Below are 21,653 nucleotides of genomic sequence, written 5' to 3'. Positions count from 1 at the left end.
GTTGCGCGGCTGGGGATGGATTGGAACGGCCGGGGTGTCTGAGGCCAGAATCCTTCCATAGTCATGCGCGTGTATGTGGGCCGCAGGGCAGGGAGACAGTCGGTGACAGAGGCGTTCGGCGACAGTTTCGTCCATCTGAGGGCCCGCTCCGCCTATTCCTTGCTGGAAGGGGCGATCAAGGCCTCGGCCCTTGGCAAGCTGGCCGCCGAGGCCCGGATGCCGGCGGTGGCCATCGCCGATCGTACCAATCTGTTCGGCGCCCTCGAGTTCAGCCAGGCGACCAAGGCCACGGGCGTGCAGCCCATTATCGGGTGCGCCCTGCCGACTACCGGCATCGGCGGGCAGCGGTCCGAGCGCTGGGCCCGTCTGCCGACCGTGGTCCTGCTGGTGCAGAGCGAGGTCGGTTGGCGCAACCTGTCCGCCCTGTCGTCGCTCGCTTACCTGGAAGCCGGTGATCTGGCCGAGCCCGGCGTGGCGTGGGAACGCGTCTGCGACCATGCGGAGGGTCTGATCCTGCTGTCGGGGGGACCGGACGGGCCGGTCGATCCGCTTTTTGTCCAGGGCCGGGATGCCGAGGCGCATGAGGCCCTGGCCGAGATGGCCCGGATGTTCGGCGACCGCTTCTATATCGAGCTGCAGCGCCACGATCTGGCGGAGGAACGCCAGGCAGAGGCCGGGCTGGTGGCCTGGGCCTACAAGTCCGACATCCCGCTGGTGGCCACCAATGACGTCTATTTCGTCCGGGCCGACCGGGCCAAGTCACACGACGCCCTGTTGTGCATCGCCGACGGCGCCTTCACCGGTCAGGATGATCGGCGGCGGGTGACATCGCACCACTGGTTCAAGTCGGCGTCCGACATGCGGACGCTGTTCGCGGACCTGCCCGAGGCCTGTGACAACACGCTGGAAATCGCAAAACGCTGCGCCTTCCTGGTGCCCACCCGCGCGCCGATCCTGCCCCGGTTCGATACCGGTGCGGGGCGCGACGAAGCCGACGAGCTGGCGTTTCAGGCGCGAGAGGGGCTCAAGGCGCGGCTGGCCGCCGTCGAGGCCGCCGCCCCGGAACAGGCCTATTGGGACCGGCTGGAGTTCGAGGTCGGCGTCATCCAGCAGATGGGGTTCCCCGGCTACTTCCTGATCGTGTCGGACTTCATCAAATGGGCCAAGCTGCAGGGCATTCCCGTCGGCCCGGGCCGGGGCTCCGGTGCCGGCTCCCTGGTCGCCTGGGCCCTGACGATCACCGACCTGGACCCCTTGCGGTTCGGCCTGCTGTTCGAGCGGTTCCTGAATCCGGAGCGGGTCTCCATGCCCGACTTCGATATCGACTTCTGTCAGGAGCGGCGGGAAGAGGTGATCGCCTATGTGCAGAAGCACTATGGCGAGGATCGCGTCGCCCAGATCATCACCTTCGGTACGCTTCAGGCCCGCGCCGTGCTGCGCGACGTCGGCCGGGTGCTGCAGATGCCGCTGGGCCAGGTCGACCGGCTGGCCAAGATGGTGCCGGCCAACCCCGCCAACCCCGTCACCCTGGCCCAGGCCATCGAGCTGGAACCGCGGCTGAAGCAGGCGCGGGACGACGAACCGGCGGTCGCGACCCTGCTGGCCACGGCGCTGGAGCTGGAAGGCCTGTACCGCAACGCCTCGACCCACGCGGCGGGCATCGTCATCGGCGACCGGCCTCTGGTCGAGCTGACCCCGCTCTACAAGGATCCCCGGTCCGACATCCCGGCCACCCAGTTCAACATGAAATGGGTCGAGCCCGCCGGTCTGGTGAAGTTCGACTTCCTCGGCCTGAAGACGCTGACCGTTCTGGACCGGGCGCACGGCTATCTGGAGCGGCGCGGCGCGGCGGTCGATTTCTCGCTGCTGCCGCTCGACGACAAGGCCACCTATGAGCTGATGGCGTCGGGCCAGACGGTCGGCGTGTTCCAGCTGGAATCCCAGGGCATGCGCGACACCCTGCGCAAGATGCGCTGCGAGTCGATTGAGGAGGTCACCGCCCTGATCTCGCTCTACCGGCCGGGGCCGATGGAGAACATCGACGTCTATATCGACCGCAAATTCGGCCGGGCCGAGGTCGATACCCTGCACCCCTCCCTCGCCGAGGTGCTGAAGGAAACCTACGGCGTCATCATCTACCAGGAACAGGTGATGAAGATCGCCCAGATCCTGGCGGGCTACAGTCTGGGGGAAGCCGACCTTCTTCGCCGCGCCATGGGCAAGAAGAAGAAGGAGGAGATGGATTTCCAGCGGGCGCGCTTCATTGCGGGCGCCTCGGAACGCGGCGTGCCGGAGGAGCAGTCGGGCGGCATCTTCGATCTGGTGGCCAAATTCGCCGGCTATGGCTTCAACAAGTCGCACGCCGCCGCCTATGCGATGATCAGCTACCAGACGGGCTGGTTGAAGGCGAACCACCCGGTCGAGTTCTTCGCCGCCTCCATGTCGCTGGACATCTCCAACACCGACAAGCTGGCTATCTTCTATCAGGACGCCCGCAAGGCCGGGGTGACCCTGATGGCGCCCGACATCAACCGCTCGTCAGCTGATTTTGACGTGGCGTACGACGATCAGGGCAAGGGCGCGGTCCTGTATGCCCTCGGCGCCATCCGCAACGTCGGGCTCGAGGCCATGCGCCATGTGGTTCAGGTGCGCGAGGAGGGGGGGCGCTTTGCCGACCTGTTCGACTTCCTCGAGCGGGTTGACCCCCGGGCCGTCAACAAGAGGGCGTTGGAGGGGCTGGCCAAGGCCGGGGCGCTGGACAGCCTGCACCCGAACCGGCGCCAGATCATCGACCAGGCCGATACCCTGATGGCCTATTGCCAGAGCGTGGCCGCCGAGCGGGCCTCGTCGCAGGTCAGTCTGTTCGGTGCCGATCAGGCCCACGCCGCGCGGCCGCGGCTGAGGTCTGTGGAACCCTGGGTTGGGCCGGAGCGGCTGGACCAGGAACTGGCGGCCGTCGGCTTCTATCTGTCGGGCCATCCGCTGGAGGATATGGAGGCCGCCCTGCGCCGCAAGCGGGTGACCTTCGCCGCCGAGGCCCTGTCGCTGGCCGAGGGCGGGCACGAGGCCTTCCTGATGGCCGGGGTGGTCCGTCGTCGTCAGGAGCGGACCAGCGCCAGGAGCGGCGAGAAATTCGCCTTCGTCAATTTCTCGGACCCGACGGGCGAGTTCGAATGCCTGTTCACGCCGGATGCGCTGCGTCGCTATCGCGATGTCCTGGAGGTGGGGGCTGCCCTGATGGTCAAGGTGCGGGCCAAGGCCAGCGATGGCGAGGTGCGCTTCTTCGGCGACGAGGCCAGCCGCATGGATACGGCCATCGAGCAATCGGATGTGAATCTGCGGGTCCATGTCTCCGGCCGGGGGTCGGACCCTGCCGCGCTCAAGGCCCGGCTGGATCGGTCGGCGCTGAAAGGCGGCGGACGCGGCGGCGAGGTCAGCCTGATCGCCACCCTGGAGGGCCGCCGCGAGGTCGAGGTGAAACTGCCCGGACGCTACCGGCTGGATGCGGCCCTGCGCGGGGCGCTGAAAACGGTGCCGGGTGTGGTGCTGCTGGAGGAGGCCTGATGACCGAGACGACGACCCACAAGGGGTCCTGCCACTGCGGCGCGGTGGCCTTTGAAGCCGACATGGACCTGTCGGGCGTGATCGAGTGCAACTGCACCCACTGTTATCGCAAGGGGCTGATGCTGGGCTTCGTCGCGCCCGATGCGTTTCGCCTGATCCGGGGCGAGGACCGGTTGAGCGAATATCTGTTCAACCGCCATGTCATCAGCCACCGGTTCTGCCGGGTCTGCGGCGTCGAGCCCTTCGGGGCCGGCAAGGCGCCCGATGGCCGCGACATGATCGCGGTCAATGTCCGCACCCTCGATGACGTCGAGCCGTGGGCCATCGAGACGATCCGCTTTGACGGGCTGAACAAGGTCTGAGGGCCCAGGCTCACGGGGTCGGCGGAGTCACCGACAGCAACCGGCCATAGGAGTCGGTCAGGCTTGGGTAGGTGGGTACAAACATGACCACAGCGGTTCCCCCACCATTCGTGACCGGTGCCTTGATCTCGAAATGCAGATGGATGGTGGTCGCGTTGCCGCCAAAGTCGTTGGACACCTGCCCCAGTCGCTGGCCCCGCGTCACTGTCCGCGAGGCCAGATCAGGAAAGAGGGCGTGAACCCCGGCCATGTCCATATGGAGGAATCGATAGATGCGCCCTGAATGCCCCAGCAGCGTCACCGTATAGCTGCCGATGGATGTGATGGTGCCGGCCTCGGGGGCGACGACCCAATGGACCTTTTTCACGCAGGTGGCGGGGCGAATGTCCTGACCCTGATGGCCGCGTCCCGCCGGGCAAAGGCCATTGTCCCACGATCGGGTCTCACAGAAATTGTCGCGCCAGGGATAGCTGTAGTTGCGATCGTCACACTGGCCACCCGGGCCGGGCGCCAGATAGCCGCCGTAGCCATAGACCTGGGAGTTGGCGAAGGCCGGAGCCGCCTCCATCGGAAAACGCATGCCGGGCGCCCACACGGTCGGATCGGTCGCGCCCGACCCCGACCCCGGCGCCAGTGCACCCGGCGGCTCGTGCGGCCAGCTGACGGGTTCCGGGGCGGGGGGCTCCGGCTCCGGTTCGGGCTCGGGGACGGGGTCAGGCGCGTCCGCGTCGGCCGGGACCTCCGACTCCTCGGCCGCGTCGGGCGAGCCCGCAGAGGGCGCACTGCACCCCTTGGGTGAGCAGGCGGTGAGGGAGAGCAGCAAGGCGATCAGAGCCAGACGGCTCGGACTTGCGCGGCTCACTGCCCACCTCCGCCGATCAACCGCAGCTCTGCGGCGAAGGCCAAGGCTTCGGCCGGCGTGCATCCGGGAGATCCGGGCCCCTCGCATATGAAGCTGACGTTATAGGCCGCGCCGAACCGGCTGAAGGCGACGTCCGTCCCGTATTCGGTCGGTTCGATCTGCATATCGCTCATCCCCGCTGCCTGGGCCTGACGGAGGGCGGCCGTCGGAACGACGCTTCGGCGTCGCGCCGACGTGGGCGCCGACGTCGCCGGGGGAGCGGGCCTCGTCGTCGCGGGAGCGGAAGACTGAAAGGCGCGCGTTGTGCCGTAAATCTCAATGACCTGGCCATCCCGCTCGACGACCAGCATGTAATGCCGATCCCCCGAGACAAAAAAGGCTGTGGTCATAAGGGCTGGATCAATGGGGCCTAGGACCGGTACGGTCGAGGCGTTGATCTGGGCCAGCATCGTCCGGGTGCGAGGATCCTGCGTCATGCCACGGCGCAGCCGGTCGGTTACCGGATCCTTCAGGGCCGCATCGCGCGCGGCAGCCTGTTCGCGGGTGGGGGTCAGCAACACGGCTGTGGGGACGGGGCCCGTCGCTGTTCCGGCGTCGTTACGCACCTGGGTCCACGCCACCATACCCAGTGTCAGGGCCGTCCCGGTCGCCAGGACCGCGATCAGCATGGGTCGTTTCATCGCCGCCTCCCGATCGAGCGGCTATCCTAGCATAGAGCGAACGGCGTTACGAGACATGCCGCGCTTGCCCTTTCCCGTGATCTCGCCTATATGCCCGCGCACTTCACACGCAGGCGTGGCGCGTTCCGGGGAGACATCCCGGTCGAGCCGTTCCGAGGGACCCGTCGGTCCTTTTCACCGTCTGCGGCGGATTGAATCGGAAAAAGGACTACACGATCATGGCTCTGCCTGAATTCTCGATGCGTACCCTGCTGGAAGCGGGCGCCCACTTCGGCCACCAGACCCACCGCTGGAACCCGAAGATGGAGCGCTACATCTTCGGCTCGCGCTCCAACATCCACATCATCGACCTGTCGCAGTCGATCCCGCTGCTGCATCAGGCGCTGGTCGCCGTGCGCGACGTGGCGGCCAAGGGCGGCCGCGTGCTGTTCGTCGGCACCAAGCGTCAGGCGTCGGACCCGGTGGCCGAGGCCGCCAAGCGCTGCGCCCAGTACTATATGAACAACCGCTGGCTGGGTGGCACCCTGACCAACTGGAAGACCGTGTCCGGTTCGATCCAGCGCCTGCGTGAACTGGATTCCCTTCTGGAAACCGGCGGCGAAGGCCGTCAGAAGAAGGAACTGCTGACCCTGACGCGCGAACGCGACAAGCTGGAGCTGTCGCTGGGCGGCATCAAGGACATGGGCGGCCTGCCGGACATCATGTTCGTGATCGACACCAACAAGGAAGCGATCGCCATCCTGGAAGCGCGCAAGCTGAACATTCCGGTCATCGCCATCCTGGACACCAACTGCGATCCCGACGGCATCACCTATCCGATCCCGGGCAATGACGACGCCGCCCGCGCCATCCAGACCTATTGCGACCTGATCGCCGACGCGGTTCTGGACGGTCTGGCCGCCGGCCAGTCGGCCTCGGGTATCGACATCGGTGCTTCGGAAGCCCCCCCGGTCGAGCCGGCCCTGAAGGCCAAGGCCCCCAAGGCTGAAGCCGAGGCCGCGCCGGCCGACGCCGACGCGATCGCCGAGGAAATGATCGCCGCCGAAGAGGCCCCCGCCGCCGAAGCCGAAGCGCCCGCCGCCGAGGCTGCGCCGGAAGCTGCCGAGACGGACAAGGCCGAGGCCTGAAACCCGGCGGTTCACCGCGACCGCCAAACTGTTACGCGGCCGGGCTAAACCAGCCCGGCCGTTCCCGCATTACGAATATCAGGAGATTGAACATGGCCGAGATCACCGCTGCCCTCGTGAAGGAACTGCGCGAGCGTTCGGGCGTGGGCATGATGGACTGCAAAAAGGCCCTGCAGGAAACCGACGGTGACATCACCGCCGCCATCGACTGGCTGCGCGCCAAGGGCCTGTCCAAGGCCGCCAAGAAGGCCGACCGCGTCGCCGCTGAAGGCCTCGTGGCCGTCGCCACCCGTGAAGACGGCAAGGGTGACATCGGTGCCGCCATCGAATTCAATGCCGAGACCGACTTCGTCGCCCGCAACGACCTGTTCCAGGAGGCGGCCAAGTCGTTCGCCCAGCTGGGCCTCGAGCACCACACCGTGGAAGCCATCCACGGCGCCACGCTCGAGAACGGTTCGACCGTTCAGGACGAAGTGACCCGCCTGATCGCCACGATCGGCGAGAACATGCAGCTGCGCCGCGCCGCCCGCCTGTCGGTCGACGAAGGCGTCGTCGCCTCCTACGTCCACAATGCCGTGTCTCCGGGCGTCGGCCGCATCGGTGTGCTGGTGGCTCTGGAAGGCGCGGGCGACAAGACGACCCTGCGCGAGCTGGGCCGCAAGATCGCCATGCACGTCGCCGCCACGGCGCCGCTGTCGCTGAACACCGATGATCTGGATCCCGCCGCTATCGAGAAGGAACGCGCTGTCCTGACCGAGAAGGCCAAGGAAGAAGGTCGCCCGGAGAACATGATCGACAAGATCGTGTCCGGCCAGATCGCCAAGTTCCAGAAGGACGTCGTGCTGTCCAAGCAGCCCTTCGTCATGAACCCCGACGTGACGGTCGAGCAGCTGGTCGCCGACACGGCCAAGGAACTCGGCTCGTCCAACCTGAAGCTGGCCGGTTTCGTCCGCCTGGCCCTGGGTGAAGGCGTCGAAAAGGTCGAAGGACCGGACTTCGCTGCTGAAGTCGCCTCGATGACGGCCGGCTAAGGCTGCTTCCACCAAATACCGTTCCGATCTGTGATCGGAGCGTTGCATACGGGGGCGCGTTGGGCTTTGAAGGCCCACGCGCCCCTACTTTATGTCCGCTCGTTCGACGGGCGGTCCTCCACTGACGGAAATGACATGCCCAACCCCTCGTCCGGATATCGATACAAGCGCGTCCTGCTGAAGGTGTCGGGCGAGGTCCTGATGGGCGATCAGGGGTTCGGCATCGATATCGGGACCGTCGAATCGGTGGCCGAGGCGGTTGCCCGTGTGGCGCGTCAGGGCGTCGAAATCTGCCTGGTCATCGGCGGCGGGAACATCTTCCGGGGTGTGTCCAAGGCAGCGGCCGGCATGGAGCGCACCACGGCCGACTATATGGGCATGCTGGCGACCGTGATGAACGCGCTGGCCATGCAGGGCGCGCTCGAAAAGATGGGCGTGCAGACGCGCGTCCAGAGCGCCCTGACCATGAATGCGGTGGCCGAGCCCTATATTCGCCGCCGCGCGCTGCGGCACCTTGAGAAGGGCCGGGTCGTGATTTTTGCGGCCGGCGTCGGCGCCCCGTTCTTCACGACCGATTCGGGCGCCGCACTCCGCGCTGCCGAAATGGGCTGCGACGCCCTGCTGAAGGGCACGAGTGTTGACGGCGTCTACAGTGCCGATCCCAAGAAAGACCCTTCGGCCACCCGCTATGAGACCCTGACCTATCACGATGTGCTGGCCAAGGATCTGCGCGTCATGGATGCCTCGGCCGTCGCCCTGATGCGCGACAGCGGCATTCCGATTGTGGTCTTCTCGATCCGCGAGGACGACTCGCTCGAGAAGGTGCTGCGTGGGGAAGGTGCCTTCACCGTCATCCAGTCCGGCGCTAGAAGCGACGCCTGAACGAACAGCCACGAGAGCGAGACCGACATGGCAAAGCCCGATCTGAAAACCTATCGCGACCGCATGGACAAGGCGGTCAGCGCGCTCAAGGACGAGTTCGCGGGTCTGAGGACCGGCCGGGCCAACTCCGGCCTGCTGGATCCGGTTCAGGTCGAGGCCTATGGCTCGACCTCGCCCCTGAATGCGGTGGCCGCCATCAGCGTGCCCGAGCCGCGCATGATCACGGTCAATGTCTGGGACCGCGGCATGGTGGTGTCGGTCGAAAAGGCGATCCGGGCGGCGGGCCTTGGCCTCAATCCCATCGTCGATGGCCAGATGCTGCGTATCCCGGTGCCGCCGCTGACGGAAGAGCGTCGCAAGGACCTGGTCAAGCTGGCCGGCAAATATGCCGAACAACAGAAGATCGCCGTCCGCAACGTCCGTCGGGACGCCAACGACGACCTGAAGAAGGCGGAAAAGGCCAGCGACATCAGCCAGGATGAGCAGAAGAAGATGGAGGCCGAGGTCCAGAAGGACACGGATGCCGCCATCAAGCGCATCGACGAGATGATGAAGACCAAGGAAGTCGAGATCATGCAGGTGTGACGACGTCCGGGCCCCCCAACGCGTCAGAGCCTTCGCTTCCCCGGACCGATGCGGTCACGGGACCGGCCCACGTCGCCCTGATCATGGACGGCAACGGCCGCTGGGCTGAGGCGCGGGGCCTGCCGCGGGCCGTCGGTCATCGCGAGGGAGTCCAGGCGCTGAAACGCACGGTCCGGGGCGCCGCCGATCTGGGCATCCAGTGCCTGACCGTATTCGGTTTCTCGACCGAGAACTGGAAGCGCTCCGCCGAGGAGGTCTCCGACCTGATGGGGCTCGTACGGGCCTATGTCGGCAGTGATCTGGATCGGCTGAAGCGTGAAGGCGTACGCATCCATATTCTGGGGCGCCGGGAGGGGCTGCCGGACGACATTGCCGCCATTGTCGATCGGGCCGAGCAGCAGACAGCCCACAACGATCGTTTCCTGCTTCAGGTAGCCTTCAACTATGGCGGCCGGGCCGACATCACCGATGCGGTAAACAGGCTGGTCCATCGGGCGCTCGAACGCGGCGAAGGCGCCCCCGAAATCACCGAGGAAGACATCGGGTCGGCCCTGTCGACCCACCGGGGACCGCCGGTGGATCTGATCATCCGCACCTCGGGCGAGCAGAGGCTGTCGAACTTCCTGCTGTGGGAAGCGGCCTATGCCGAAATGGTGTTTCAGGACATTCTGTGGCCCGACTACGGGCCCGCAGCCCTCACCGAAGCCGTTCAGGAGTATCACCGGCGCGACCGGCGGTTCGGGGGTCGGGCACCGACGCCACAGATGGCCGTGTCCTGATGGCGATCCCGTTCGGAAACCTGGGCATGCGGGTGATTTCGGCGCTGGTCCTGGCGCCGCTGGCGGTGCTGGCGATCTGGGCCGGCAGCCTGTGGTTCCTGGCCATTATGCTGGCGGCCTGTGTGGTCCTCGCCCGCGAGTGGGCCGAGATGAGCGCGCGCGAACGTCCGGGGCCGATCTTCTGGGCCGTGGCCGTGTCGCTGATTGCAGTGACCGCCATCGCTCACACGGGGGCTATGTCGCCGGCGCTGGTCACCCTGGTGCTGGCCGCCGCCGCCGCCGGTCTGTTTGCCAAACAGGTCCGGCAGGAGGGCCTCGATGCCGCCTATGGGGTGCTTTACCTCGGCTGGCCCGCGATCCTGCTGATCTGGCTGCGCGATGGGCAGTCCGGGGTCGGCCTCAGCTGGACGATTCTCGTGTTTGTCGTGGCCTGGTCGTCCGATGTCGCCGCCTTCATTGTCGGCAGCGTGTTCAAGGGCCCCAAGCTCTGGCCCCGGTATTCGCCTAACAAGACCTGGTCGGGATTTGCGGGGGGGCTCATGGCCGGCGCGGGGGCAGGGGCCTTGATCGCGTCGGTGCTTCCGCTTGACCTCCCGAACCCGACCTGGGCCTGGGGCCTGCTGCTGGGCTTTGCCGCAGCGCTGGCCACCATGGCGGGTGATCTGTGGGAGTCCGCCCTCAAACGCCGCTTCGGCGTCAAGGACGCCGGGGGCCTCATCCCCGGTCATGGGGGGCTGCTGGACCGCGTCGACGGCCTGATGTTCGCAGCTGTCGTCCTCGCGGGCGCCCGCCTGCTGTTCATTCTCACGGATGCGACCGCGTGATGCATCGCCGCGTCAGTGTTCTGGGGGCGACCGGCTCCGTCGGCAGTTCGACCCTCGCCCTCATGGACGAGGCCGAGCGCGCGGGGACGGCCCGGTTCACGGTTGCCGCCCTGACCGGCGGTCGAAACGTCGAGCGCCTGGCCGAGGCGGCGCGTCGTTGGCGTCCGGACCTGGTGGTCACGGCGTGGCCCGAGCTGAAATCCGATCTGGAGGATGCGCTGGCGGGCACGGGGATCCCGGTCGCGGCGGGGGAGGCGGCCCTGATCGAGGCCGCCCTGCAGCCCGCCGACTGGATCATGGCCGCCATCGTCGGCGTGGCAGGGCTCAAGTCGACCTGGGCTGCGGCGGGCACCGGGGCCGTCGTCGGGCTGGCCAACAAGGAAAGCCTGGTCTGCTGCGGTCCCGCCCTGATGAGGCGCGCGACCACGGCCGGCGGGCGAATCCTGCCGGTCGATTCCGAGCATTCGGCCATCTATCAGGTGTTTCCCCATGATCGACCCGAGGGCGTGCGCCGGCTGGTGCTGACTGCCTCGGGCGGGCCCTTCCGGCAGACTCCTGCGTCAGAGCTGGCGCGGGTCACGCCCGAACGCGCCGTCGCCCATCCGAACTGGAGTATGGGCGCCAAGATCTCGGTCGACAGCGCGACCCTGGCCAACAAGGGCCTGGAGATGATCGAGGCCGCCTGGCTGTTCGCCATGCCCGAGGCGAAGATCGACGTCGTGGTCCACCCCGAGTCGATTATCCACAGCCTTGTGGAATGCGTGGATGGATCGACACTGGCGCAGATGGGCCCGCCCGACATGCGCACGCCGATCGCCTATGCCCTGGCCTGGCCCGACCGCATCGGCTGGCAGGCCCCGCCCCTTGATCTGATCTCACTGGGGCAGTTGACGTTTGAGGCTCCCGACACGGATCGGTTTCCCGCGCTGGACCTGGCCCGTCAGGCCCTGAGGACGGGGGGCGCCGCGCCCGCGATCTTCAATGCCGCCAATGAGGTCGCCGCCCTCGCTTTCCTTGACCGGCGTCTGGGGTTTCTCAATATTGCCGCAGTCATAGCCGACACGCTTGAGATGGCGTCGGCATCGGGCCTTGTCGGAGGGTCCGGAGACGCCTGTGAAGTGGCCTTGGCCGTGGATCAGGAAGCCCGCCGCCTGGCCCGGATTTGTCTGGACCGTCGCGAACAGGCTGCATGATCCGGTCCGGATCGACGAGGGGGAGTAGAGCGACCGCATGATGGACTTTCTGGCCCAGGCGCCGCTCTATGTGCTGCCCTTTCTGCTTGTTCTGACGCTTGTGGTGACGATCCACGAACTGGGCCACTTCCTTGTGGCGCGGGCCTTTGGCGTCAAGATCGACCGTTTTGCCATCGGCTTTGGCCGGGGCCTGTTGTCGCGCACCGACCGCCACGGCACCGAGTGGCGGCTGGGGTGGATCCCGCTGGGCGGCTATGTGAAGTTCTCAGGCGACCTCGATCCGTCCAGCGTGCCGGATCAGGCGGGTCTGGCCGAGCTGAAGGGCCGGATTATCGCCGAGCAGGGCCCCGAGGCGATCCGCGACTATTTCCATTTCAAGCCGGTCTGGCAGCGCGCCCTGATCGTGCTGGCGGGGCCCATGGCCAATTTCGTCCTGGCCATTTTCGTCTTCACCTTGCTGTTCTCGCTGATCGGCGTTCAAATCCTGCCCGCGCGGGTCTCTGAAGTCGCTGCCGACGGTCCCGCAGCAGCCGCAGGCTTTCAGTCCGGTGACCTGATCATCGGCATCAACGGGCGCCGCATCGAGGATTCGCGCGACGTGACGCGCATCGTGTCGTTGAGCAGCGGCGACCGCCTGCGCTTCATGGTCGAGCGGGGCGGGGAGGAGCTGACGCTCACGGCCGTCCCGGAACGCGAGACCGTGACCGACCCTGTCGCGGGCCGGATAACCGTGGGGCGTATCGGCCTGGGCCTGCTTCCGGCCTTGGATGAGATACGACATGTCCGCTACGGGCCCATCGCGGCCACGGGGAAGGCGGTCTCCCAGACCGGCGACGTTCTGGCCACCAGCATTCGCTACATCGGCCGCATCTTCATGGGCCGCGAGAGCGGCGATCAGCTGAGCGGACCGATCGGGATCGCCAAGGCTTCCGGCGCACTGACCAGCGCGGCCGTCGAGGCCAATCCGGACCCGGGAGCGACCGTTTTCAATCTGATTGTCACCATGACAAGCTTCGCTGCCATACTTTCGATCGGAATTGGCTTTCTAAACCTCTTGCCGATCCCGATCCTGGATGGCGGACACCTGGTTTTTTATGGCTATGAAGCTGTTGCCAAGAAGCCTGTCGCAGCCCGCTTTCAGGAGGCCGGGTTCAGGGTCGGTCTTGCTTTGCTGGCAGGTTTGATGTTGTTCGCCACCTGGAACGATCTACAAAAGCTGAACCTGTTCAAATTCCTCGGCGGGCTCGCTTGATGAGCCGGCGCCAGCCCCCGATGGGACCCGTGATGCATAAGTCTTCCTTTTCCGCCCCTTACAACTTCGCCGGCCGCGCCAGCGCCGTAGCGCTTGTAATCGGCGCGGGTCTGGCCGGGCCGGTGCTGGCCCAGGAAACGGCGCCGCCGCCGGTTCAGGCACAGCCCGCAGTCCAGGATCCGACCCAGGACCAGCGCGTGCTGGTGACGGCTATCGAGGTGCGCGGCAGCAACCTGCGCATCGAGGACGCCACCGTCCTGTCCTATCTGCCGATCCGCCCCGGTGACACGGTCGATCCGGTCGTGCTGGACGTCGCCGTCCGCACCCTGTCGCGCACCGGCCTGTTCGCCGACGTCCAGATGGGCGTTCAGAACGGCGTCCTGATCGTCGAGGTGGTCGAGAACCCGATCATCAACCAGGTGGTTTTCGAGGGAAACAACGCCATCGGTGACGACAAGCTGGGCGAGGAAGTCACCATCCGGCCGCGCGGCATCTACACGCGGGCCCGCATCCAGGAAGACGTCGGCAAGATTGTCGAGCTGTACCGCCTGTCCGGCCGCATCTCGGCCAGCGTCACGCCCAAGATCGTGCAACTGGAACAGAATCGCGTCGATGTCATCTTCGAGATCGATGAGGGCCCCGAGACGGGCCTGCAGGCCATTACCTTCATCGGCAACCAGGCCTTCTCGGACGGTGATCTGCGCGAGGTCATGGTGTCGAAACAGTCGCGCTGGTGGCGTCTGTTCACCAGCAACGACAACTACGACCCGAACCGCCTCGATTACGACCGCGAGCAGCTGCGCGAGTTCTATACGAACCGCGGCTATTATGACTTCCGCGTCCTGTCGGCGGTGGCAGAGCTGCTGCCGGATGACAGCGCCTTTTCGATCACCCTGACGGTGGACGAAGGCGACCGGTATAATTTCGGCGAAGTCGATGTGGTCACCGAGAACGACCGCCTGAACGCCGACTTCCTCAAGCTGATCCTGCCGATCCGCGAGGGTGATCTGTACGAAAGCGGCAAGATCGAACAGGCGGTCGATACCCTCACCTATGCCGCCGGCTCGGCGGGCTATGCCTTCGTCGAAATCACGCCCAGCTATCGCCCGAACCCCGAGACCGACACGGTCGACGTGACCTTCAACGTCCGCGAGGGCCAGCGCGTTTACGTCGAGCGCATCAACGTGGTCGGCAACACCCGCACCATCGACCCCGTCATCCGCCGTGAACTGGCGCTGACCGAGGGCGACGCCTTCAACCGCACCCTGGTCGAGCGCTCGCGCAACAACCTGCGCGGCCTGGGCTTCTTCAAGGATGTGACGATCGAGGAAGTGCGGGGATCGGCCCCCGACCGCTCAGTGGTCAACGTCACCGTCGAGGAACAGCCCACCGGTGAACTGTCCGTTGGCGCGGGCTTCAGCTCGGTTGACTCCTTCGTCGTCAATCTGGGTGTATCGGAGAGCAATTTCCGCGGTCGTGGCCAGGCCGTTGTGGCGCGCGTCGAGTGGGGCTCGCTGCGCCAGAACATCGACTTCCGCTTCACCGAGCCCAAATTCATGGGCCGCGACCTGCGCGCGGGCTTCGACGTCTTCCACTCGCGCTACGACCTCAGCGAGTTCTCGTCCTACGACTATCGGTCAACGGGGGCGGGCCTGCGCCTGTCCTACCCGCTGAATGGCTATACGCTGCTCAGCACCCGCTATTTCCTCAAGGCGGATGAAGTCATCGTCCCGGACAGCTTCTGTGTCTCGGGTCAGGGCACCTCGGCCCTGTGCGACCAGGTCGGCTCCTTCGTGAACTCCTCGGCCGGCTACACCATCCTGGTCGACCGCAGAAACGACCCGGTGCGGCCGACCCGCGGCTGGGTCGGCACGATCCGTCAGGACATTGCCGGTCTCGGCGGTGACGTGAATTACATTCGTACAGAGGCCGAAACCTCCGCCTATTGGGGCATCCGTCCCGAGTGGGTGGTCACGGCCCAGTTCCAGACCGGCTATGTGTCGGGTTGGGGCGGCGATCCTGTCCGGATCAACGACCGTTTCTTCAAGGGCGGCAACAGCTTCCGGGGCTTTGAGACCGCGGGTATCGGTCCGCGTGACACCCTGACGACCGATGCCCTCGGCGGCAATTTCTATGTCATCGGCACGCTGGAACTGACGCTGCCCAACGGCCTGCCGGAAGAGTACGGCATCCGGACCTCGCTGTTCACCGATGTCGGCACCGTCGGCGTTCTGGACGACCGCTATCTGTTCGACAGCACGACAGGCCTGCGCAACACGCGCATCGTCGATGATCTGTCGATCCGCGGCTCCGCTGGCATCAGCATCCACTGGCGCGCGCCGGTGGGACCGATTCGCTTTGATATCTCCAAGATCTTCTCCAGCGAAGATTACGACAAGACTGAGAGCTTCCGCTTCTCGACCTCCACCCAGTTCTAAGAGGCGTCACCCCCGACGCCGCCATGTGAGTAAAACCATGAAGTTGTTTGCAATCGCTGCCGTCGCCCTGGCCACCCTGACGGCGACGCCCGTCCTGGCCCAGGCTGCCGGCCCGCAAAACCCCGGCCCGGTGATTCCGGGTCTGTGCGTCTATAACAACTCGCGCCTGATGGTGCAGTCGACGGCCGGCCAGTCCATCCAGCAGGGCATGCGTCGTCTGACCGAGGAAGTCGTCAACGAACTGCAGCCCTATGGCCAGTCCATCAGCGCCGAGATCCAGGCGCTGCAGCAGGGCCGGGGTACCATTCCGGAGCAGGAGTTCGCCCAGCGTAGCCAGGCCGTGCAACAGCGCATAGCCGAAGCCGAGCAACTGGAGCAGGTCCGGACGCAGGAGCTGGAATACACCCTGAGCCAGCAGCGTACGGCCATGGCCCGTGCCGTGGATCCCATCCTGGTCGCTGTCTATCAGGAACGTGGTTGCGGCATCCTGCTCAGCGGCGAGGCCGTCTATGAAGCCAATCCGCAGATGGACATCACGGACATGGTGATCCAGCGCCTGAACGTGCAGCTGCCGTCGCTGTCGTTCAACCGCATGCCGGTGCCGGTCCAGCAGCCGGCGCAGTAAGCGTATCGGGGGAGGGATGCCGGACAACCGCTTCTTTCTGACCCTCCCCGAACGGACGGTCGATGACCTGGCCGCCGCCATCGGTGGTCGGGTCATTCGCGGCGGCGACCGGGTCATCTCGGGGGTTGCCCCCTTGGCTCGCGCCGAACCCGCGGATCTGACCTTCCTGTCCGATCGTCGCCTAAAGGCGGCCCTGGCGCAGACCCGCGCCGGGGCCGTTCTTGTGTCCGAAGCCCTGGTCGATCAGGCCCCGAACGGGGCTGCGGTAATCGTGTCGACCGAGGTTCAGGCGGCCTGGGCCCGCGCTGCGGACCTGTTGCACAAGCCGCACTCCATAGACCTGTCCGCTTCTCCCGGTGCCTGGCTCGAGGACGACAGCGTGGTCGTCGAACCGGGTGTGGTGCTGGGCCAGGGTGTCAGCATCGGCCGGGGAACGCGCATCGGCGCCAACACCGTGATCGGACCCGGTGTCCAGATCGGCCGCAACTGCCAGATCGGCTCTCTGGTCAGCCTGTCCCATGCCCTGATCGGGGATCGGGTTCGTATTCTCGCCGGTGCTCGAATCGGCGAGGCCGGCTTTGGCGCGGCACCCTCAAAGACCGGCCCGGTCGATATTCCCCAGCTGGGGCGGGTCATCCTCCAGGACGGTGTGACGGTCGGTGCCAACACCTGCATCGACCGCGGGGCCTATGATGACACCGTCATCGGCGAGAATTCCAAGATCGATAATCAGGTCCAGATCGGCCACAACGTGGTGATCGGGCGCAACGGTCTTCTGGCTGCGCATACCGGCATTTCGGGCTCGGTGACGGTCGGGGACAATGTCATGTTCGGCGGCCGGGCCGGGATCGGCGACCACATCACGATCGGCGAGGGGGCCCGTGTGGCGGCCGGTGCCGGCGTGCTGGCCGACATCCCGCCGGGCGAAATCTGGTCCGGCTATCCGGCGAAACCGCTGCGTCAATCCTTGCGCGAAGCCATCTGGTTGGCCAAACAGGCAGGCAAGAGCAGAGGCGAGCCCAAGAGCTGAGATGACAGAAGACCGGATTGACTATGCCGAGGTGATGCGACGGCTTCCGCATCGTTACCCCTTCCTGCTGATCGACCGGGCCGAGGACTTCGTCGCGGGCACGTCGATCACCGGCATCAAGAACGTCACCCACAACGAGCCCTATTTCCCCGGCCACTTCCCGATCGACCCGGTCATGCCCGGTGTCATGATCGTGGAGGCGATGGCCCAGACCGGGGCTCTGCTGATGTCCAAGTCGCTGGACGTCTCGGTCGAGGGCAAGGTCATCCTGTTCATGTCGATCGACGGCGTGCGCTTCCGCAAGCCTGCCCGTCCGGGCGACCAGTTGCGGATGAAGGTGGTCGTCACCCGACAGCGCGGTGACATCTTCAAGTTCCGGGGCGAGACCTTCATCGACGGCAAGCTTGCCGCCGAAGCGGATTTCGCGGCCATGGCGTCCACCGTCGAACAGCCGATCCGCTGATGGCCATTCATCCCACGTCGATGGTCGATTCCGGGGCCGAGCTGGCCGGGGATGTCGAGATCGGACCCTGGTGCACCGTCGGGCCAGGGGTGCGGCTCGAGGCCGGCGTCCGGCTGGTCAGCCATGTCGTCATTCCGCGCGACACAACCGTGGGCACGGGCACCGTCATCCATCCCTTTGCCGTGATCGGGGGGGATCCCCAGCATACGGGTTACAAAGGCGAGCGCGTGACCCTCTCCATCGGTGCGCGCAACACCATCCGCGAACACTGCACCTTTAACCGCGGCACGCCCCAGGGCAGCGGCGAGACGGTGATCGGCTCGGACAATCTGTTCATGACCGGTGCCCACGTCGGCCACGACGCCGTGGTCGGCAACAGCATCACCTTTGCCAATAATGCCACTCTGGGCGGACACGCCGAGATCGGGGACCGCGTGTTCCTCGGCGGGCTGTGCGCTGTGCACCAGTTCGGACGCGTGGGGCAGGGCGCCATCGTCGGGGGCCTCGCCGCCGTGACCCGCGATGTCATCCCCTATGGTTCGGCCTGGGGAAACCATGCCCAGCTGCGAGGCCTCAACCTGATCGGCCTGAAGCGCAAGGGCTATGACAAGACTGCCATCCGGCGCCTGCTGGCCGCCTATCGCGACCTGTTCGAGAGCAAGGATCAGCCCTTCGCCCAGCGGCTGGAGGCGGTCGCGACCACCTATGCCGACCTGCCCGAGATCGTTGAGATCGTGGACTTCATCCGCCGGGACACGCGCCGTCCGCTCTGCCTGCCCGAGGGCTGAGGTGGCCGCGCGGGGCAAGCTGGGCCTGATCGCCGGGGGCGGGGCTCTGCCGCTGGCCGTCGCCGCCCGCTGCGAGGTCGAGGGCCGCGACCTGCACGTGATCCGTCTGTCCGGCTTCGCCGACCCGCATCTGGTCCGCTATCCCGGCATTGAGGCCGGCATGGCCGAGATCGGGCGTATCCTGTCCGAGATGAAGTCGGCGGGCTGTCAGGTTGTCTGCCTCGCAGGGACGGTCAGCCGCCCGGACTTCAAGACCCTGCGCCCCGACCTCAAGGGGGCGACCTTGCTGCCGGGCATCATTGCAGCGGCGACCAGGGGTGACGACGCCCTGCTGCGCACGATCCTGTCGATCTTCGAGGGTGAAGGTTTCGCCGTGGAAGGCGCCGACGACATTCTCGGCGGCGACAGCCTGCCGGTCGGGGCCCTCGGGCGGGTGCAACCGACAGACGAACAGCTTTCAGACCTTAGAAAAGCGCTCCACGTCGCGGAAAAATCGGGAGAACTGGACATCGGTCAGGGGGCCGTCGTCTGCGACGGTCTGGTGCTGGCAGTGGAAGCACAGGAGGGCACCGATGCCATGCTGCGGCGGGTCGCCGGCCTGCCCGCCGATCTGCGCGGCGCACCCGGCATGCGGAAGGGGGCGCTCGGCAAGGCGCCCAAGCCCATTCAGGATCTGCGCGTTGACATGCCGGTCATGGGCGCCCGCACCCTGGAACTGGCCGCCGAGGCGGGGCTCGCCGGCGTCGGCGGACAGGCCGGACGCCTGATCCTGATCGACCGTCCCGCCATGATCGAAACCGCTGACCGGCTGGGCCTGTTCATCTGGGGCGAGGCTCGATGAGCCGCCCGCTGAAGATCATGCTGGTGGCCGCCGAGGCCTCGGGCGATGCACTGGGGGCGGGTCTCGCCAAAGCGCTGAAGACGCGTCTGGGCGGCGACCTGACGCTTGTCGGCATCGGCGGGCCGCGCATGGCCGCCGAGGGCATCGTCAGCCCCTTCGACATCGCCGATCTGTCCATTCACGGCTGGCTGGAGGGGCTGAAGGCCTACGGTCTGGTCAAGCAGCGCGTGAAGGACACCACCGAACTGGCCTCGCGCGAACGGCCCGATGCCGTGGTCCTGATCGACAGCTGGGGCTTCACCATCCGGGTGGCCGAGGCGCTGCGGCCGCTGATGCCCGATGTGCCGCTGATCAAATATGTCGGACCCCAGGTCTGGGCCTCGCGTCCCGGCCGGGCAAAGACCTTGGCCGCTGCTGTCGATCACCTGCTGGCCCTCTACGCCTTCGACGCGCCGTGGTTCGAGCGCGAGGGCCTGCCGACCACCGTCGTGGGGTCACAGGCGCTGCATGTCGACATGTCTGGTGCCGATCCGGCCGCGTTCCGGGCCGCGCGCGGGATCGCCGCCGATGCGCCTCTGCTGCTGGTCCTGCCCGGCAGCCGTCCGTCCGAGATTCGCCTGATGACGCCCGTCTATGCCGAGACGGTGGCGCGACTAAAGGCGTCCATGCCCGATCTCCAGGTCGCCGTCGTCGTTGCCGGAACCGTGGCGGCCAGCGTTCGCGCCCAGGTCGCTGACTGGCCGGTCAGGGCCCATCTGGTCGAGGAAGACGACAAATACGCCGCGATGAAGGCCGCCACCGTAGCCCTCGCCACCAGCGGCACCGTCTCGACCGAGCTGGCGCTGGCCGGCGCCCCCATGATCATCGCCTACCGCTTCCAGCCGCTCAGCTATGCGATCATGCGGCCCTTCTTCACCGGCAAATACGCGACCCTGTTCAACCACGCCGCCGACGAGGAAATCGCGCCGGAGTACATCCAGAAGGACGCCACGCCGGAAAAACTGGTCCCGGCCGTGACGCGTCTCATGGCCAACCCCGCCGCCCGCGCCGACCAGTCCCGCCGCCAGACCGCCGCCCTCGACCTCATGGGCCGGGAGGGCCGCGACCCGTCCGAGATCGCGGCCGAGGCGGTGCTGGGGGTGATTGCCGACCGATCCGCCGCCTAGTCGCCGCGCATCCCCCGCCGGGCCAGGATCATGGCGCCGACCAGACAGGGGGCGAACAGCAGGCCTTCGAGACCGCCGGTCACGCTCTGGGCGATCGGTCCAAAACCGGTCTCGCCGAACCAGCCGCCGACCATGCCCAGCTGCAGCTGCGATTCCGGAAAGGTCTGCGCCAGCAGGTCCAGACTGCCGCCCATCAACCGGCCACCGAAAAGGGGAATGGCCATGCCGGCCAGCGCCGCTGCGACCCCCGCCGTGATCATGCAGCGCCGCAGGGGCAGGGGATCGCGACCGCGTGCCCCCAGCCACAGGCCCAGACCAATCGCTCCGCCCAGAATAAAGCCCTCAAGCCCGCCGGTGATGTCCCCCGGTGAACGCCCGACCAGCAGGTTGAAAGCGTCCAGCCCCAACAGCTTGACCGCGCCGCCGACCGTCATGCCGCCCAGCGCGCCGCCGAGGATAATCCAGGGGCTCGGCTCGCGCCGTCCGAGGCCGGTGGCCGCCATGCCGATACCGACCGCTGCCCCGCCCATCAGGGCCACCAGCGTCGTCAGCCAGATCAGCACCAGCAGGATCGATCCTGACCCCATGCCGGGCTGCAGCGGATGGGACACGGCAATCAGCCCGTAGATCAGCCCGCCGATCACCCCCGCCAGTCCGCCTCCCAATACGCCGGCCCCGCCCAGCAGCAGGGTGCGCTTCACATCATAGGGACTGTCCGGGACGGCCGGTTCGGTGACGACGAGCGGCGAATCGGCTTCCTCGCTGTCGGCCTCGACCGGCGTCACGGCGGCGATGAAGCGATAGCCGTGCTTGGGGACTGTCTCGATGAACCGGGGCCGCCCGGCCGTGTCGCCCAGCTGCTTCCGCAGGGTGCGGATGCACTGGGTCAAAGCCTCCTCGGTGACCGGCACCCCCCGCCAGACCTCGTCGAGGAACTGATCCTTGGTCACCAGCCGGCCCGGTCGCCGGGCCATCAGGATCAGGGCGTCAAGATAGCGGCCATTGATCTCGATGACGTCGCCGTCCCGCGTCAGGCGCCGGTTTGCGGGATCCAGGGTGAAGGCACCGAAGCGAAGGCCGTCTGGCGTCAATTTCAGAAAATCCTCAGCCGTCGCTCATGCCGCTCAGACGCGGCGGCCTCACAGTGCAAGCGTCCACCAA

At 66.6% G+C, this 21,653-nt stretch carries 20 protein-coding genes; 17 read left to right on the top strand and 3 right to left on the bottom strand.

Features of this window, described 5'->3' with window-relative positions; genetic code table 11:
- Window positions 1-102 precede the first annotated feature (102 nt).
- Complete coding sequence (dnaE, locus tag V7672_RS06035; RefSeq protein ID WP_335623690.1) at window positions 103-3,564, top strand: DNA polymerase III subunit alpha; 3,462 nt, start codon at window positions 103-105, stop codon at window positions 3,562-3,564.
- Window positions 3,564-3,926, top strand: a complete 363-nt coding sequence (locus V7672_RS06030; protein ID WP_335623689.1) for a GFA family protein — start codon at window positions 3,564-3,566, stop codon at window positions 3,924-3,926. The genes dnaE and V7672_RS06030 overlap by 1 nt, the downstream gene beginning before the upstream one ends.
- Before the next feature lie 10 nt (window positions 3,927-3,936).
- On the opposite strand, the gene V7672_RS06025 is transcribed toward V7672_RS06030, so the two are convergent.
- Both V7672_RS06025 and V7672_RS06020 read right to left on the bottom strand, forming a co-directional pair.
- On the bottom strand, window positions 3,937-4,788 hold the full coding sequence (locus V7672_RS06025; RefSeq protein ID WP_335623688.1) for a M23 family metallopeptidase: 852 nt from the start codon (window positions 4,786-4,788) through the stop codon (window positions 3,937-3,939).
- Window positions 4,785-5,468, bottom strand: a complete 684-nt coding sequence (locus tag V7672_RS06020; RefSeq protein WP_335623687.1) for a hypothetical protein — start codon at window positions 5,466-5,468, stop codon at window positions 4,785-4,787. The genes V7672_RS06025 and V7672_RS06020 overlap by 4 nt, the downstream gene beginning before the upstream one ends.
- Before the next feature lie 218 nt (window positions 5,469-5,686).
- Here V7672_RS06020 and rpsB point away from each other — a divergent pair, with 218 nt between their 5' ends.
- The 15 genes from rpsB to lpxB all read left to right on the top strand — a co-directional run bounded on the left by rpsB (window position 5,687) and on the right by lpxB (window position 20,492).
- Complete coding sequence (gene rpsB / locus V7672_RS06015) at window positions 5,687-6,595, top strand: 30S ribosomal protein S2 (RefSeq protein ID WP_335623686.1); 909 nt, start codon at window positions 5,687-5,689, stop codon at window positions 6,593-6,595.
- A gap of 92 nt (window positions 6,596-6,687) precedes the next feature.
- Window positions 6,688-7,626, top strand: coding sequence for a translation elongation factor Ts (gene tsf / locus V7672_RS06010; RefSeq protein WP_335623685.1), 939 nt, complete (start codon window positions 6,688-6,690; stop codon window positions 7,624-7,626).
- Window positions 7,627-7,761: 135 nt separating this feature from the next.
- Window positions 7,762-8,508, top strand: coding sequence for a UMP kinase (pyrH, locus tag V7672_RS06005; protein WP_335623684.1), 747 nt, complete (start codon window positions 7,762-7,764; stop codon window positions 8,506-8,508).
- A 27-nt stretch (window positions 8,509-8,535) separates the two neighbouring features.
- Window positions 8,536-9,093: a ribosome recycling factor gene (gene frr, locus V7672_RS06000; protein ID WP_335623683.1), complete on the top strand. Its 558-nt coding sequence runs from the start codon at window positions 8,536-8,538 to the stop codon at window positions 9,091-9,093.
- Between the two features lie 83 nt (window positions 9,094-9,176).
- Window positions 9,177-9,872, top strand: a complete 696-nt coding sequence (gene uppS / locus V7672_RS05995; protein ID WP_442888999.1) for a polyprenyl diphosphate synthase — start codon at window positions 9,177-9,179, stop codon at window positions 9,870-9,872.
- Window positions 9,872-10,696, top strand: coding sequence for a phosphatidate cytidylyltransferase (locus tag V7672_RS05990; protein WP_335623681.1), 825 nt, complete (start codon window positions 9,872-9,874; stop codon window positions 10,694-10,696). The genes uppS and V7672_RS05990 overlap by 1 nt, the downstream gene beginning before the upstream one ends.
- Window positions 10,696-11,889: a 1-deoxy-D-xylulose-5-phosphate reductoisomerase gene (gene dxr, locus V7672_RS05985; protein ID WP_335623820.1), complete on the top strand. Its 1,194-nt coding sequence runs from the start codon at window positions 10,696-10,698 to the stop codon at window positions 11,887-11,889. The genes V7672_RS05990 and dxr overlap by 1 nt, the downstream gene beginning before the upstream one ends.
- A gap of 37 nt (window positions 11,890-11,926) precedes the next feature.
- Complete coding sequence (gene rseP, locus V7672_RS05980) at window positions 11,927-13,141, top strand: RIP metalloprotease RseP (RefSeq protein ID WP_335623680.1); 1,215 nt, start codon at window positions 11,927-11,929, stop codon at window positions 13,139-13,141.
- Between the two features lie 32 nt (window positions 13,142-13,173).
- Window positions 13,174-15,579, top strand: a complete 2,406-nt coding sequence (gene bamA, locus V7672_RS05975; protein ID WP_335623679.1) for an outer membrane protein assembly factor BamA — start codon at window positions 13,174-13,176, stop codon at window positions 15,577-15,579.
- Between the two features lie 37 nt (window positions 15,580-15,616).
- Window positions 15,617-16,204 (top strand): OmpH family outer membrane protein, encoded by a 588-nt coding sequence (locus tag V7672_RS05970; protein ID WP_335623678.1) that lies wholly within the window; start codon window positions 15,617-15,619, stop codon window positions 16,202-16,204.
- A 16-nt stretch (window positions 16,205-16,220) separates the two neighbouring features.
- Complete coding sequence (gene lpxD / locus V7672_RS05965; RefSeq protein WP_335623677.1) at window positions 16,221-17,234, top strand: UDP-3-O-(3-hydroxymyristoyl)glucosamine N-acyltransferase; 1,014 nt, start codon at window positions 16,221-16,223, stop codon at window positions 17,232-17,234.
- A gap of 1 nt (window position 17,235) precedes the next feature.
- A complete protein-coding gene (gene fabZ, locus V7672_RS05960) occupies window positions 17,236-17,697 on the top strand; it encodes a 3-hydroxyacyl-ACP dehydratase FabZ (RefSeq protein ID WP_335623676.1) in 462 nt (153 codons plus the stop codon).
- On the top strand, window positions 17,697-18,485 hold the full coding sequence (lpxA, locus tag V7672_RS05955) for an acyl-ACP--UDP-N-acetylglucosamine O-acyltransferase (RefSeq protein WP_335623675.1): 789 nt from the start codon (window positions 17,697-17,699) through the stop codon (window positions 18,483-18,485). Before fabZ ends, lpxA begins: the two co-directional genes overlap by 1 nt.
- A gap of 1 nt (window position 18,486) precedes the next feature.
- Complete coding sequence (gene lpxI / locus V7672_RS05950; RefSeq protein WP_335623674.1) at window positions 18,487-19,326, top strand: UDP-2,3-diacylglucosamine diphosphatase; 840 nt, start codon at window positions 18,487-18,489, stop codon at window positions 19,324-19,326.
- Complete coding sequence (gene lpxB, locus V7672_RS05945) at window positions 19,323-20,492, top strand: lipid-A-disaccharide synthase (RefSeq protein ID WP_335623673.1); 1,170 nt, start codon at window positions 19,323-19,325, stop codon at window positions 20,490-20,492. Before lpxI ends, lpxB begins: the two co-directional genes overlap by 4 nt.
- Here lpxB and V7672_RS05940 read toward each other — a convergent pair.
- Window positions 20,489-21,583 carry a winged helix-turn-helix domain-containing protein gene (locus V7672_RS05940; RefSeq protein WP_335623672.1) on the bottom strand — a complete coding sequence of 365 codons (1,095 nt, stop codon included), beginning with the start codon at window positions 21,581-21,583 and terminating at the stop codon, window positions 20,489-20,491. The genes lpxB and V7672_RS05940 overlap by 4 nt on opposite strands.
- Window positions 21,584-21,653: the final 70 nt, after the last annotated feature.

This window comes from Brevundimonas sp., assembly GCF_036963785.1.
Taxonomy (GTDB): Bacteria; Pseudomonadota; Alphaproteobacteria; order Caulobacterales; family Caulobacteraceae; genus Brevundimonas.
Note: the sequence above shows the minus strand (reverse complement) of the source record. Positions and strands in the feature narration are given on the sequence as shown.